The organism is Mycobacterium sp. (assembly GCF_035499775.1).
In the GTDB taxonomy this organism is placed as follows: domain Bacteria; phylum Actinomycetota; class Actinomycetes; order Mycobacteriales; family Mycobacteriaceae; genus Mycobacterium.
The window spans coordinates 20630-35010 of the sequence record NZ_DATJYB010000086.1 but is presented as its reverse complement, the minus strand read 5'-3'; the positions used below and the strand labels follow the sequence as shown (position 1 = coordinate 35010).

Annotated in this window: 15 protein-coding genes and 1 tRNA gene; 6 read left to right on the top strand and 10 right to left on the bottom strand. The window is 67.2% G+C overall.

Annotated elements, in window-relative coordinates:
• On the top strand, positions 1-200 hold a 200-nt coding region (locus tag VML93_RS05335), incomplete at its 5' end, for a CDGP domain-containing protein (RefSeq protein WP_422656533.1).
• Positions 201-216: 16 nt separating this feature from the next.
• Here the strand turns inward: VML93_RS05335 and VML93_RS05330 are convergent.
• Positions 217-300 (bottom strand) — tRNA-Leu (locus VML93_RS05330).
• A gap of 81 nt (positions 301-381) precedes the next feature.
• On the opposite strand from VML93_RS05330, the gene VML93_RS05325 reads away from it, so the two are divergent.
• Both VML93_RS05325 and VML93_RS05320 read left to right on the top strand, forming a co-directional pair.
• Positions 382-762: a hypothetical protein gene (locus tag VML93_RS05325; RefSeq protein WP_325608412.1), complete on the top strand. Its 381-nt coding sequence runs from the start codon at positions 382-384 to the stop codon at positions 760-762.
• Positions 759-1109, top strand: a complete 351-nt coding sequence (locus VML93_RS05320) for a DUF3817 domain-containing protein (RefSeq protein ID WP_325608411.1) — start codon at positions 759-761, stop codon at positions 1107-1109. The genes VML93_RS05325 and VML93_RS05320 overlap by 4 nt, the downstream gene beginning before the upstream one ends.
• A 94-nt stretch (positions 1110-1203) precedes the next feature.
• Here VML93_RS05320 and rdgB read toward each other — a convergent pair whose 3' ends face one another.
• Positions 1204-1815 (bottom strand): RdgB/HAM1 family non-canonical purine NTP pyrophosphatase, encoded by a 612-nt coding sequence (gene rdgB, locus VML93_RS05315; RefSeq protein WP_414686284.1) that lies wholly within the window; start codon positions 1813-1815, stop codon positions 1204-1206.
• A gap of 541 nt (positions 1816-2356) precedes the next feature.
• Between rdgB and VML93_RS05310 the strand changes: the two genes are divergently transcribed.
• Positions 2357-2836, top strand: a complete 480-nt coding sequence (locus tag VML93_RS05310) for a PE family protein (RefSeq protein ID WP_325608409.1) — start codon at positions 2357-2359, stop codon at positions 2834-2836.
• A gap of 160 nt (positions 2837-2996) precedes the next feature.
• Here VML93_RS05310 and rph read toward each other — a convergent pair whose 3' ends face one another.
• From rph to clpS, 7 genes are all read right to left on the bottom strand, one after another.
• On the bottom strand, positions 2997-3776 hold the full coding sequence (rph, locus tag VML93_RS05305) for a ribonuclease PH (protein ID WP_325608407.1): 780 nt from the start codon (positions 3774-3776) through the stop codon (positions 2997-2999).
• An 81-nt stretch (positions 3777-3857) separates the two neighbouring features.
• Complete coding sequence (locus tag VML93_RS05300; protein ID WP_325608405.1) at positions 3858-4637, bottom strand: cyclic nucleotide-degrading phosphodiesterase; 780 nt, start codon at positions 4635-4637, stop codon at positions 3858-3860.
• Positions 4638-4708: 71 nt separating this feature from the next.
• Positions 4709-5524, bottom strand: a complete 816-nt coding sequence (gene murI / locus VML93_RS05295) for a glutamate racemase (RefSeq protein ID WP_325608403.1) — start codon at positions 5522-5524, stop codon at positions 4709-4711.
• A complete protein-coding gene (locus tag VML93_RS05290; protein WP_325608401.1) occupies positions 5521-6186 on the bottom strand; it encodes a rhomboid family intramembrane serine protease in 666 nt (221 codons plus the stop codon). The genes murI and VML93_RS05290 overlap by 4 nt, the downstream gene beginning before the upstream one ends.
• 60 nt (positions 6187-6246) lie before the next feature.
• Positions 6247-7287, bottom strand: a complete 1041-nt coding sequence (locus VML93_RS05285) for a P1 family peptidase (RefSeq protein WP_325608399.1) — start codon at positions 7285-7287, stop codon at positions 6247-6249.
• A complete protein-coding gene (locus VML93_RS05280) occupies positions 7284-7874 on the bottom strand; it encodes a DUF2017 domain-containing protein (protein WP_325608397.1) in 591 nt (196 codons plus the stop codon). Before VML93_RS05280 ends, VML93_RS05285 begins: the two co-directional genes overlap by 4 nt.
• A 25-nt stretch (positions 7875-7899) precedes the next feature.
• Positions 7900-8205 (bottom strand): ATP-dependent Clp protease adapter ClpS, encoded by a 306-nt coding sequence (gene clpS, locus VML93_RS05275; protein ID WP_325608395.1) that lies wholly within the window; start codon positions 8203-8205, stop codon positions 7900-7902.
• A 58-nt stretch (positions 8206-8263) separates the two neighbouring features.
• Here clpS and VML93_RS05270 point away from each other — a divergent pair, with 58 nt between their 5' ends.
• Together VML93_RS05270 and VML93_RS05265 are read left to right on the top strand one after the other, a co-directional pair.
• Entirely contained in the window at positions 8264-9562 is a 1299-nt protein-coding gene (locus tag VML93_RS05270; protein ID WP_325608393.1) for a nicotinate phosphoribosyltransferase, read from the top strand.
• A 19-nt stretch (positions 9563-9581) separates the two neighbouring features.
• A complete protein-coding gene (locus tag VML93_RS05265) occupies positions 9582-11570 on the top strand; it encodes an ATP-dependent DNA helicase (RefSeq protein ID WP_325608391.1) in 1989 nt (662 codons plus the stop codon).
• Positions 11571-11674: 104 nt separating this feature from the next.
• Here the strand turns inward: VML93_RS05265 and glgP are convergent, their stop codons facing one another.
• Complete coding sequence (gene glgP, locus VML93_RS05260) at positions 11675-14275, bottom strand: alpha-glucan family phosphorylase (protein ID WP_325608389.1); 2601 nt, start codon at positions 14273-14275, stop codon at positions 11675-11677.
• Positions 14276-14381: the final 106 nt, after the last annotated feature.

Below are 14381 nucleotides of genomic sequence, written 5' to 3'. Positions count from 1 at the left end.
CCGACGGCAGCTGGATGCGGGAACGCACCATCTGGGTGCCCGCGCACCAGACGATGTACAGCTGCTACGGCGGCTCCGACCGGTCCTACTCCCGCACCTGCACGGGTGGGTACTGGATCAACGAGCGCCTGGTCAGCAACGAAACCTACCCGGTGCGACCCGAGACCGTGCTGCCCGACGAACCAGGACACCTGGGCTGACCGGCATCGTCGAAAGTGCGGGCGGAGGGACTCGAACCCTCAAGCTCTTCCGAGCAATGGCACCTAAAGCCATCATGTTTGCCAATTTCATCACGCCCGCAGGGTGCCGATCGTACCGCTCACGTCTCGACGCGGTCGTCGGGCCGAAGTCCTGAAATTTCCCAGGCGGTACCGTCGTGGGGTGTCCACTACCCGTCGTCGCAGGCCCGCGATGATCGCTTTGGTGATTATTGCCGCCTGCGGTTGCCTGGCTTTGGGTTGGTGGCAGTGGACCAGGTATCAGGCGGCAACGGGGACCTTCCAGAACCTCGGCTACGCACTGCAGTGGCCGATGTTCGCCTGGTTCTGCGTCTACGCGTACCGCAGGTTCGTTCGCTTGGAAGAGGCGGACGCGGAGCCCCGCAAGAATGCCGCAATGACCGAGATACCCGCCGGACTGCTGCCCGAACGTCCCAAGCCGGCGCAGCAACCGCCCGACGATCCCGCACTGCAGGAATACAACGCCTACCTGGCCGAGCTCGCGAAAAACGATGCCGAAAAGCAGAACAGGACCACCGCATGACCACACCGGAGACGCCCGAGGCAACCGCATCGGTTTTCCCCATCGAGAAGATCCGTACCGCGTTGCGCGCCTACCGAATCATGGCGTGGACGACGGGTATCTGGCTGATCGTGCTGTGCGGCGAGCTCGTGTCGCACCTGGTTTACCACCACGAGGTCCGCTGGATCGGTTTCGTGCACGGCTGGGTGTATCTCGCTTACGTGGTGGCCGCGTTCAACCTGGCGATGAAGGTCAGATGGCCGATCGGCAAGACGATCGGCGTGCTGCTGGCCGGCACCATCCCACTGCTGGGCGTCATCGTCGAGCACTTCCAGACCAGGGACGTGAAGGCGCGCTTCGGGCTGTAGTGGCGCTAGCGGCCGCGAGCGCGCCTATTTGTCCGGCGATACGCCGTCACCGGCGTACATTTGCGGCCGCTCGCGCGGCGGTGGAAGCGAGTGACTACGCCTCGACGACCAGAGCCCGCAGCGCCGGTAACAACAGCGCCAGCGCGCGACCTCGATGCGACATCGCATCCTTCTCATCCGGGCTCAGCTCGGCGGCCGTGCACTCGCACCCTTCCGGAACGAAGACGGGGTCATAGCCGAACCCGCCGTCGCCGCGGGCTTCCCGGGCAATCGTGCCCGGCCACTCTCCACGCACCACGACCTCACCCAATCCGGAGACCAGCGCGCACGCCGACACGAACGCCGCACTTCGGCGCTCGTCGGGCACATCCAGCAACTGCGCCAACAGCAGCGCGGTGTTGCGGGCGTCGTCGCGGTGGTTTCCCGACCAGCGCGCCGACAGCACGCCTGGCATGCCGTTCAACGCCGCCACCTCCAAACCGGAGTCGTCGGCCACTGTCGCCAGACCTGTCGCGGCGAACGCATCACGCGCCTTGGCCAGCGCGTTGTCCTCGAACGTCGCACCCGTCTCGGGTGCCTCGTCGAAAGGCGCCACGTCGGACAGCGACACCAACGTCAACCCCGACAGACCCGCGCCGTCGAGCATCCGGCGCAGTTCGGCCAGCTTCTTGCGGTTGCGGCTGGCGACCAGAAGCCTGGTCACCAGTTATTCCCAAACATCTGTTTCATCGAAGCACGGTTCCACGGGTCCCAAGGCTAAGGGCACGTTACCGTTGCTGTCGTGACGACCAGGCGCAAGGAGGTGCTTGCTGTTGCCTCCACGGTCCGATACGAGTCCGCTACGAAGGGACGGGACTCGTGATTCCAGCAAAGTGCCGGCGCTCAGGCTGAGTTCGTTGCCAACATCGATCATTTCGTCGTCCGGGCCGACGAGTCTGGCGGGGCGGTCATCCCGGGTCACCGATGCGTCGGATACTCCCTTCGCACTTTGCACCACCCTGTCAAACAAGTTGACGACCCGATGGCCGAGGAAAACGAGCCCACCAGCAGCGGATGTGTAAGCGACCAAGTCAACTGGCGATGCATACGTGAGCCCCAAAAAATCGGGGAAGTGAACCGGCCAGGCTCCTCGGCAATCCACCAGTCCCCATTTCAGTAGTCGGTTACTTAAGCCCGTCCCGTCGATCCGGGCGAGGCTGGGTTGCGCAATACCTGCTCACTTCCACACACAGGAAGGGTGGACAGAGATGTCGGCTGTGATTGTCGTGCCAAAGCTGATGGCCGAAGCAGCAACAGACTTAGCCGCAATTGGGTCGGACCTCAGCGCAGCCCATATAGCGGCGGCGACCCCAACCATTAGGCTGGTGCCCGCAGCCGCCGATGAGGTGTCGGCGAGTATCGCGCACCTGTTCTCTCAGCACGCCGCGGACTATCAGGCGCTGGCCGGGCAGGCGGCGGCGTCTCAACATCAGTTTGCGCAAAACTTGAAAGCAAGCGCGGCCTCCTATGCCAGCGCCGAGGACACCATCGCCTCGTTGTTGAACGGATTCAGCGGCTGGATTGACCCCCTTCTGTTCTGGTTGAGCGAGATACCATATATTCTCTCTAATTTTCCCGAATTCTTGACCTACGTATTTCTTCAGTCCCTTCTTGGCGCTATTGTCCTTCCTATTCTTGCTTTGGGCATTGTAATTGGCCTACTCGCGGCATTATTCGGTCTGACGTGAGGTCGGGTGCATTGCCGCCCGGCGCCTGAGCGCGCCGCGCGGGCCGAGGCTCGGGAGAAGTACCGGCCCGTGGGCTACAGCAAACTTGGGGTGAGTTCGATATCCCCGTCTAACCCGGTCGTCGCGCGTTGAGCGCCGCTACCCTCGCACCTAGGCCGGGTCAGCTTCCGAACGCCTTAGGCTGCGTCGGTCCGTCGGGCAGCACACCCGGGTAGGGCAGTTCCAAGGCCTCCCGCTGTGCGGCAAACAATTTGTCGCAGGCTCCCAGCGCCATGTCGAGTAGCTTGTCCAGCGTCGAACGCGGGAATGTGGCGCCCTCGCCGGTCCCTTGGATCTCCACCAGGGTCCCCGTGTCGGTGGCGACGACGTTCATGTCGACCTCGGCGCGCGAGTCCTCCTCGTAGGGCAGGTCCACCCGGATGCGGCCGTCGACCACACCGACGCTGACCGCCGCGATGGCACACGACAGCGGCCGCGGATCGGACAGCTTGCCGTGCGCCGATAGGTAGGTCACCGCATCGGCCAGCGCCACATAGGCGCCGGTGATGGCCGCGGTGCGGGTACCGCCGTCGGCCTGCAACACGTCGCAGTCGACGGCGATCGTGTTCTCCCCCAGCGCCCTCAGGTCGATGCACGCCCGCAGCGAGCGCCCGACCAGTCGGCTGATCTCCTGGGTGCGTCCGCCGACTCGGCCCTTCACCGATTCGCGGTCTGAGCGAGTGTGGGTGGCCGACGGCAGCATCGCGTACTCCGCGGTGAGCCACCCCAGACCCGACCCCTTGCGCCAGCGCGGCACTCCCTCGGTGACACTGGCCGTGCACATGACTTTGGTTTGGCCGAATTCGATCAACACAGATCCGGCCGGGTGAACGGTGAAGCCGCGGGTGATGACCACGGGGCGAAGCTCGTCGTCAGACCGCCCATCTTCTCGTTTGGACACGACGCCAACCCTAGCCTTCGAACAAAGTGCATCGCGTCGAGCGTCACGCTGGGGTGACGCCTGGCACGCGTCGCCGAACGACTATTCCGCGCGCGGGACGTCGAAGGTCTCGCCGCACACCACGGCGTGCACCGGACCGTGGAACTCCGCCTTGGCCTCGCTGATCACGTCCTCCCGCGAAGTCCACGGCGGGATATGGGTCAGCAGCAGCTCGCGCACACCTGCCTCCGCGGCGGCCCTGCCCGCTTCCGTGCCGGACAGGTGCAGGGCCGGTGGACGGTCCTTCGGCGCGTGCGTCCAAGAGGCCTCGCACAGGAAAACGTCTGCGCCACGGGCCAATTCGACGATCTGGTCGCAGACGCCGGTGTCGCCGCTGTAGACCAGCGTCGCCCCGCTGGGATCGGTGATTCGCAAGCCGTACGACTCGGTTGGGTGAGCCACCACCCGTGGCTCTATCGTCAGCGCGCCCACGGTGACGGGCTCACCGTCCACCCAGTGGTGAATGTCGAAGATGTCCGAGCAGTCGTCGATCTCCCCGCCGTAGGGTGACGACGCCGCACCGAGCCGAGACCAGGTGTCACTCGGCCCATACAGCAACGCCTTGCCGACGGGCTTCGAAGGGTGGTAGCGGCGCCACACGAACAGCCCCGGCATGTCCAAACAATGGTCGGCGTGCAGATGCGACAACAGCACATGCACTGAGCCGGGGTCTGTGTACCGTTGCAGCGCACCGAGCACTCCCCCACCGAAGTCGACGACCAAGGGCGGGGTGTCCGGTGCCCGAACCAGATAGCCCGACGCAGGCGAATCCGGACCGACGACGCTACCCGAGCAGCCGAGCACGGTTATTCGCACGGACACTACTGTGCCATGCCCGATACCTGGATGAGGAAAACATCGCCCATTCGGTGGTCAGAATCTCTACGTGAGGCTTAGCGGGCGCGTGAGTGATGGACAGGTTGCACACCCGTCACGGCGGGACCGAGGAACCGCGCCGCCAGTTTGGTGAACGCCTCGGGGTCGCCCGTGGCCTCGAATACCCGCGTGGCGGGTGGCGCGTCATGCGGACGCAGTAGGTCCTGTTCGGACAGCACTCGTAGTACCTCTTTAGCGGTCTCCTCGGCGCTGGAGACCAGCGTGACGTTGTCACCCATCGCCAGTTGAATCAGTCCGGACAGCAGCGGGTAGTGCGTGCAACCCAGCACCAGCGTGTCGACCTCGGCCCGCTGCAGCGGCTCCAGATAGCCCTCGGCCAAACCGAGGACCTGCCGGCCGCTCGTCACCCCACGCTCGACGAAGTCGACGAACCGCGGGCACGCTGCCGCGGTGATCTCGGTGTCGCGCGCGGCGGCGAACGCGTCCTGGTAGGCGTGCGAGGTGATGGTCGCCTTGGTGCCGATCACGCCGATGCGCCCGTTGCGCGTGGCGGCGACGGCACGGCGCACCGCCGGCAGGATCACTTCGACGACGGGCACGTCGTAGCGTTCCCGGGCGTCCCGCAGGCACGCCGCCGACGCCGAGTTGCATGCGATCACCAGCACCTTGACGCCGCGGCTGACCAGGTCGTCGCCGATGGCCAGCGCATGCGCCCGGATCTCGGGGATGGTGAGCGGGCCGTAGGGGCCGTTGCCGGTGTCGCCGACGTAGACGATGTCCTCGTCGGGCAGTTGGTCGATGATCGCCCGCGCGACCGTCAATCCCCCCACGCCGGAGTCGAAGACCCCGACGGGCGCTAACGGCGAACTCATGATTTCAAGGCTTTTTTCTGCGCGCGCGCCTTGCGTTCCGGAGAAGACAACATATACGCCGCCAGCACGCCGGCGATGGCGCCGCACAGGTGACCCTGCCAGGACACGCCGCCGCACTGGTGCAGCACGGGCATCGCTCCCAGCAGCACGCTGCCGTATAGCAAAAACACCACCAGCCCAATGACGATGTGCGACAGCTTGCGAATGAAGAACCCGAACACCAGCAGGAAGGTCAGGTAGCCGAAGATCAGCCCCGAGGCGCCGATGTGGTCGGTCGGGCCGCAGCTGCTGCCCCAGTTGCCGATGACCCAGGTGCCGAAGCCGCCGACGATCCAGATGATCGCGGTGGCCCAGACGAACCGGGACAGTCCGGCCAGTGTCATCAGGAACCCCAGCACCAGCAGGGGGATCGTGTTGGCCATCAGGTGCGCCCAGTTGGCGTGCAGCAGCGGCGCGAAGATGATGCCCCACAGGCCGTCCGTTGTCCCCGGCCTGATGCCGTTGTCATCCAGCGAGTGACCGGGCGTGGCCGTCAGCTGGTCGATGAGTTCGATCAGATACAGCAGCGCCACGAAGGTGATGATCGTGGCCCCGCCAACCACCCACTGGGGCCGTTTCTGCTCCCGTGTCGCTGGCCGATTGCCCGACCCTCTTAAGCCCATAGCTGCCCTTCCAGAGCGTTCCCCGCATCATCCAGGCTACCGGCGTGTACGCGCTGGTGGTCAGGTCCCAAACGCTCCGGGCAACACGTCGCGATAGGTCGGTATTCCGGCCACCGACTCCGCGGCCAGCGCACCGACCAGAACCGCGCGGGCCAGGCAATCAGCCGCCGCCGCGCCCACCGCGGTGACCAGCGCGGTGTCCGGAGACAGCGCGGCGGGCGTATCGGCCGACGATGGCACCTCGACCGCCCCGGTCGCCAGCGCGAACACCGTGTCGCCGTCCAGCGGCGTGTGCGCCGGCCGGATGGTTCGGGCCAGGCCGTCCTGCGCGGCGATCGCGACGCGCCGGCACGCCGCGGTACCCAGTACGGCGTCCGTCGCAACCACCGCGATGGTGGTGTTGAGCGCGCTCAACGGAGATGGCAGCTCCGCGAACGCCGTGATCTGGTCGGGGGGCGGCGGCGTCAGCGCGAATTCGGCGATCAGGTCCGCCATCCACGGCAGGCCGGTGGCCGGGTCGGCGATCTCACCCGCGGAGTTCGCCACGACGATCGCGCCGACGGTCACGCCCGACGGCAGCGTGGTTGACGCCGTGCCGACGCCGCCCTTGAGTACACCGGCACGCGCGCCCACCCCGGCGCCGACGGTGCCGACGGCCACGGTGGCCACGTCGTCACTGGCGGCGTTCGCCGCCTGCGCGGCGGCGTAGCCGAACTCCGCCGTCGGCCGGCACTGCCAGCCGCCAACGGGCAGGTCGAAAATCACCGCACCCGGCACGATGGGCACCACGCCGCCACCCATCGCCACGCCGCGCTGGTTTTCCTCGAGCCAGCGCATGACGCCGTCGGCGGCCGCCAGCCCGTAGGCGCTGCCGCCGGCCAGCAGCACCGCATCGACGAAGCGCACCGTGTTGGCCGGGTCCAGCAGATCGGTCTCCCGGGTGCCGGGCGCGCCGCCCCGGCAGTCGACCGCACCGACGGTTCCCGGCGGTGTCAGCACGACCGTGACACCGCTGGCCCAGCCCGCACCCAGGGACGCATCCGGATCCAGCCTGTCGTGATGACCGATTCGGATGCCCTCGACGTCGCTGATGGAGTTCATCCGGCCGGCTTTCCCATCAGCACCAGAACCAGATATTCCTGCAACACAGTCAGCCACTGATACACGTCGAGGTGTGCGGCCAGCGGATGGTCGGCCGGCAGGCGCTCCGGGCCCTGCGGGCCGATCTCGAGCAGGACGCCCAACGTCAGCCGAAGGTCGTTGACCGCTGCGATCCAGGAGTTCGCGGCCTGCTCGGTCAGCTCGAAGCGGCCGCCGTTGTCCGGAACCGTGTCCAACAACTGCCGTGCGGCAATCCGTTTCGCGTCGATGATCTCCGGTTCGTGCAAGCTGCGCAGCGCAGCGTTGAGGCTCTCGGAGGTATCCGGAGGGTCCGCGGAGACCTCGCCGTCGGGCTTGTGGAAATCTGGCAGCAGCCGGCGCAGCATCGGATCCCCCGGAGGCTGTGTATTCCCCGTCTTTATGCCGGTGATCTCCTCGAGTTCGTCTGACGGTGAAGACGATTCGCGCTCGTCGAGCAAGTCGATCATCGCCGTGACGAGGTTCTTCAGTAGTGCCGCCTCATGCGAGGCCAAGGAGGACCGAAAACGGGGACCGTTGGCGGTCTCGACGCGCTTCCATTTGCGCACAAGGAATCCCGGATGCCCTCGAATCTCACCGGTCCTGCTGCATCGTCGCCCACAAACCGGCGGCATGCAGCTTGGACACGTCGACTTCCATGGTCTCCCGACTACCCGCCGACACCACAGCTCTTCCCTCGTGGTGCACCTGCAGCATCAGCTTGGTGGCGTGCGGTTCGCTGTAGCCGAACAATTTCTGGAACACATACGTCACGTAGGTCATCAGATTGACGGGATCGTCCCAGACGATCGTGACCCAGGGACTCTCGGTGACGTCTACCGGTGCCGACTCGCGTTGACCGGTAGTGCCCGGCTTGGTCGGTGCCGACGTAGCAACCATGGCCTATAGGATACCGACGCCACCGCGCGCCAGGACGCGAACCGATACCGTTTGCGGTGTGAACGAGCCGACCTTGGCTGGCCTGCTGACCGACAAGTACGAGTTGACGATGCTGGCCGCGGCGCTGCATGACGGCACCGCCGATCGTCGGACCACGTTCGAAGTGTTCGCCCGCCGACTCCCGGCCGGCCGCCGGTACGGTGTGGTCGCCGGAACTGGCCGGCTGCTGGAAACCTTGCCGCAGTTCAGGTTCGACGACGACGCGGGTCAGTTGCTGGCGCAATTCCTGGACCCGGACACGTTGCGCTATCTGCGCGGTTTCCGGTTCCGCGGCGACATCGACGGCTACGCCGAGGGTGAGCTGTACTTCCCCGGGTCGCCGGTACTGTCGGTCCGCGGCAGCTTCGCCGAGTGCGTGGTGATCGAAACGCTGGTGCTGTCGATCTTCAACCACGACACCGCGATCGCCTCCGCGGCGGCCCGCATGGTCAGTGCCGCAGGAGAGCGCCCGCTGATCGAGATGGGATCTCGGCGCACCCATGAGCGCGCCGCGGTCGCCGCGGGCCGGGCGGCCTATATCGCCGGCTTCGCCGCCTCGTCCAACTTGCAGGCCCAGCGGCAATACGGGATACCCGCGGAGGGCACCGCCGCGCACGCCTTCACGATGCTGCACACCCACCCGAACGGGCCGGACGAGTTGGCTGCGTTTCGCGCCCAGGTCGGCGCGCTGGGCACCGGCACCACACTGCTGGTGGACACCTATGACGTGACGACCGGCGTGGCCAATGCCGTGGCCGCCGCGGGTGCCACACTCGGAGCGGTCCGCATCGATTCCGGCGAGCTGGGGGTGCTGGCCCGGCAGGTACGCGAGCAGCTCGACCAGCTCGGAGCCACCCAGACCCGCATCGTGGTGTCCGGCGACCTTGACGAGTTCTCCATCGCGTCGCTGCAAGCGTCGCCAGTCGACAGCTACGGCGTCGGCACGTCGCTGGTCACCGGTTCGGGCGCACCGACCGCGAACATGGTCTACAAACTGGTCGAGGTCGACGGCATTCCGGTGGAAAAACGCAGCACCCACAAGGAATCCCACGGCGGCGGCAAGGAGGCGCTGCGCTTGTCGCGCGCGACGGGCACCATCACCGAGGAGATTGTGTATCCGGTCGGGCACCGGCCCGAGACCACCGGATCGTGCCGCGTGTTGACGACGCCGCTGGTCCGCGAGGGACAGGTGGTGGCCGACAGCGACCTGGCCGCGGCGCGCAAGCGGGTGGCTTCCGGCCTGCACAGCCTGCCGTGGGAGGGGCTCAAATTGGCGCCCGGCGAGCCGGCGATTCCGACGACAACAATAAAGGCCTGACTCGACTACGGTCGAGGACGTGACGTCCGCGTCTCCGTCTGTGAACGAGCTGCTGGCAGTTGCGGTGGCCGCGCTCGGTGGCAGCGAACGCCGCGGCCAGTTGGAGATGGCCACCGCGGTCGCCCAGGCCTTCGAGACCGGCGAGCACCTGGTCGTGCAGGCCGGCACCGGCACCGGCAAGTCGCTGGCGTATCTGATACCCGCGATCGTGCGCGCGGTCAACGACGACGCTCCGGTAGTGGTGTCGACGGCGACGATCGCCCTGCAGCGCCAACTCGTCGATCGCGACCTGCCGCGGCTGGCTGATTCGCTGGCCGACGCGCTGCCCCGCCGCCCACAGTTCGCCCTGCTCAAAGGGCGTCGGAACTATTTGTGCCTGAACAAGATCCACGGCACTGAGTCGGACGCGGACGATGAGAGGCCGCAGGAAGAGCTCTTCGACCCGGTGGCGGTCAGTGCGTTGGGCCGCGACGTGCAGCGGCTCACCACGTGGGCGTCGAGCACCGAGTCCGGTGACCGTGACGACCTCAAGCCCGGCGTGCCGGACCGATCCTGGTCTCAAGTCAGCGTTTCCGCGCGGGAATGCATCGGCGTGGCCAGGTGCCCGTTCGGTTCCGAGTGCTTTTCCGAACGGGCAAGAGGCCGGGCCGGCGCCGCCGATATTGTCGTCACCAACCATGCGCTGCTGGCGATCGACGCCGTCGCGGAATCCGCGGTGCTGCCCGAGCACGCGCTGCTGGTCGTCGACGAGGCGCACGAGTTGGTGGACCGGATGACGTCGGTGGCCACCGCCGAGCTGACGTCGGCCACCCTCGGTGTCGCGTCACGACGCATCACCCGATTGGTCGGACCGGAACTGACCCAGCGGCTGGAGGCGGCGACGGCAAACTTCGCGGCGGCGATCCACGACTCGACACCGGGCCGCATCGACTATCTCGACGACGAGCTGGCGACGTACCTGACCGCGCTGCGCGACGCGTCCGGTGCGGCACGGTCGGCCATCGACACCACCAGCGATGCCAAGGCAGCGTCGGCACGCGCCGAAGCGATCGCGGCGCTGAACGAGATATCCGACACCGCGTCGCGGGTCCTGGCGTCGTTCACCCCGGCAATCCCCGATCGCACCGAAGTCGTCTGGCTGGACCACGAGGACAACCGGGGCTCGCCGCGCGCTGTGCTGCGGGTGGCGCCGCTGACCGTGGCGGACCAGCTGCGCAATCACGTGTTCGCCCGTTCCACGTCGGTGTTGACGTCGGCGACGCTGACGGTCGGCGGTTCGTTCGACGCGATGGCGACGGCCTGGGGCCTGTCCGAAAGCACCCCCTGGCGCGGCCTGGACGTCGGATCGCCGTTCCACCACGCCAAGTCGGGGATTCTCTACGTCGCCGCCCATCTCCCGCCGCCCGGCCGCGACGGCACCGGGTCGGCCGAGCAGCTGACCGAAATCGCCGAACTCGTCGCGGCGGCCGGCGGGCGCACCCTGGGACTGTTCTCGTCGATGCGGGCGGCGCGGGCCGCCGCGGACGCCATGCGCGACCGGCTGTCGACGCCCGTGCTGTGTCAGGGCGACGACAGCACCTCGACGCTGGTGGAGCAATTCACCGACGACCCGGCGACCTCACTGTTCGGCACGCTGTCGCTGTGGCAGGGCGTCGACGTGCCAGGGCCGTCGCTGTCGTTGGTGCTGATCGATCGCATCCCGTTCCCCCGGCCGGACGATCCGCTGCTGAGCGCCCGCCAGCGCGCGGTGGCCGCCCGTGGTGGAAACGGCTTCATGGCCGTGGCAGCCAGCCACGCCGCGCTACTGCTGGCGCAGGGTTCGGGCCGGTTGCTGCGCCGAGTCACCGACCGGGGCGTGGTGGCGGTGCTCGACTCCCGGATGGTCACCGCGCGTTACGGCGATTACCTGCGCGCCTCACTGCCCCCGTTCTGGCAGACCACCAACTCGGCGCAGGTGCGTGCGGCGCTGGAGCGGCTCCGCGCCACACCAGACAGCCTGTCGGCCTAGGGCACGGCCGAAACCGGTCGGCGAGCGTGCACAAAATGCCAGCCGCACCGGCGTGTCTCTGTACATCTGCGCACGCTCGCGACTGCGAGCCGGCCTAACGGCGATCAGGCCAGGGTGACCAGGCCGAGCTCGTTGCCGGCAGCAAGCATCGGATGGCGTGGCAGTACCCGCACCGTGTACCCGAGCGCCCCCGCCAGCGGCAGCGGCGTCGTCGTCGTAAAGACCTGGTTTCCGCCTTCGGCACTTCCGGTGTACGACATTTCCACGGTGACCGGATCCAGCAGCACATCGCTGGCGTCCACCCTGCCCAGCACCGCCTCCACGGTCACCTCGTCGGCGCCCAGCCCGGCCAGGTACACGGTGGCGGTCAGCGTGAGCTTCGACCCGAGCAGCGGAGTGTCCGGCAGGCCGGTGCTGTCGACGTCGGTGATGTCGATCTTCGGCCAGGCTTCCTGGGCGCGGCGGCAGTAGGCCGCAAGCTCTCGGGCCGCACCGAACTCGCCGTCTCCATCGGCGGCGCTGATCGTCCGGCGCAACGACTGCGCGGCGGGCAGGTAGTAGTGCTCGACGTAATCGCGAACCATGCGGGACGCCAGCACTTTCGGACCGAGTGTCTGCAGGGTGTGCCGGACCATCTCGATCCACCGCGGCGGCACGCCGTGGTCGTCGCGTTCGTAGAACTTCGGCACGACGGCGTGTTCGAGGAGGTCGTAGAGCGCGCTGGACTCCAGGTCGTCGCGACGTGCCTCATCGGTCACGCCGTCGGCAGACGGTATCGCCCAACCGTTTTCGCCGTCGTACCACTCATCCCACCAGCCGTCGAGGATGGACAGATTCAGGCCGCCGTTGAGCGCGCTCTTCATTCCCGAGGTGCCGCAGGCCTCCAGCGGCCGCAGCGGGTTGTTCAGCCAGACGTCGCAGCCCCAATACAGCAGCCGGGCCATCGACATGTCGTAGTTGGGCAGGAAGGCGATGCGGTGGCGCACCTGCGGCCGGTCGGCGAAGCGCACGATCTGCTGGATCAGGGCCTTGCCGCCGTCGTCGGCGGGGTGGGACTTGCCGGCAACGATCAGCTGAATCGGCCTTTCGTCGTTGAGCAGCAGCCGTTCCAGTCGCTCCGGGTCGCGCAGCATCAGGGTCAACCGCTTGTACGTCGGCACCCGGCGGGCGAACCCGACGGTGAGCACATTCGGGTCGAACGCCTTGGCGATCCAGCCCAGTTCGGCGGCCGACGCCCCGCGTTCCAGCCAGGACTGGCGCAGCCGCACCCGCACGTCGTCGACCAGTAGCGAGCGGAGTTGCGAACGGATCCACCAGAGATGACCGGGGTCGACCTCCTGCAGTCGCAGCCAGACTCCGGGGTCGGCGAACGAGTCCGACCCGGCCAGCTCCCGTCCTAGCTGCAACCATTGCGGCGCCGCCCAGGTACGCGCGTGAACACCGTTGGTGATCGATCCGATCGGGACTTCGCCGGGGTCGAATCCGGCCCACAGCTCGCTGAACATGACCCGGCTCACCCGGCCGTGCAGCAACGAGACACCGTTGGCCCGCTGCGCCAGCCGCAGACCCATGTGGGCCATGTTGAACTTGGTCGGATCGTCCTCGGATCCCAGCGCGATGATGCGGTCCGCTTCCACGCCCGGCAACAGCGTGGACACTCCTCTGCCGTCCCTGCCGCCGTCGAAGTAGCGCTGCACCATCTCCAGTGGGAACCGGTCGATACCGGCGGGCACCGGCGTGTGCGTGGTGAACACTGTGCTGGACCGCACGACGGTCAGCGCGGTGTCGAAGTCCAATCCCGAATCGGTGATCAGCTCGCGGATCCGCTCCGCTCCGAGGAACCCGGCGTGGCCCTCGTTCATGTGGAATACCTCGGGGGCGGGCAGCCCCTCCAGGGCGGTGAACGCGCGGATCGCCCGTACCCCACCGATACCGGCCAGGATTTCCTGCCGGATGCGATGTTCCTGATCGCCGCCGTACAGCCGATCGGTGACGCTGCGCAGATCGTGCTCGTTCTCCGGCACGTCGGAATCCAGCAGCAGCAGCGGGACCCGGCCGACTTGCGCGACCCAGACCCGGGCCCGCAGCTGCGCGTCGTCCGGCAGGGTCAGCTCGACCAGCACCGGGTCCCCCGCTGCGTCGGTGAGCAGCCGCAGTGGAAGCCCTTGCGGGTCCAGCGACGGGTACGTCTCCTGTTGCCAGCCGTCCGCGGTCAGCGACTGCCGGAAATAGCCGGAGCGATAGTACAGGCCCACCGCGATCAGCGGAACCCCCAGGTCGGACGAAGCCTTCAGGTGATCGCCGGCCAGGATCCCAAGCCCACCTGAGTAATTGGGCAACACCTCGGCAACGCCGAACTCCATCGAGAAGTACGCGATTCCGCTCGGCATCGCGGCGCCTGCTTCTGCCTGCTGCTGGTACCACAGCGGACGGGTCAGGTAGTCGTTCAACTCGGCCGCCAGCTCGTCGAGCCGGTTCAGGAAGCCTTCGTCGAGCGCCAATTCGTCGAGTCGCGTGGGCTTGACCGCGCCCAGCAGCTCCACCGGGTCGTAACCGCACTGCGCCCACAGCGTCGGGTCGATCGCGTCGAACAGGTCCTGCGTCGGTTTATCCCAGGACCATCGCAGGTTGGTGGACAACTGTTCCAGGGCGGCGAGCCGCTCGGGCAGGTGAGCACGGACGGTAAACCGACGGAGGGCTTTCACCGTCATTAGCTTACTGAGAATCGACGCGCGCGCAGGGCTGAAAGCTTCCCGAGAGCTTCTCGGGAAGCGACCGTTTACCTCGCGGTTGTGTGACCGGACAGTAGGG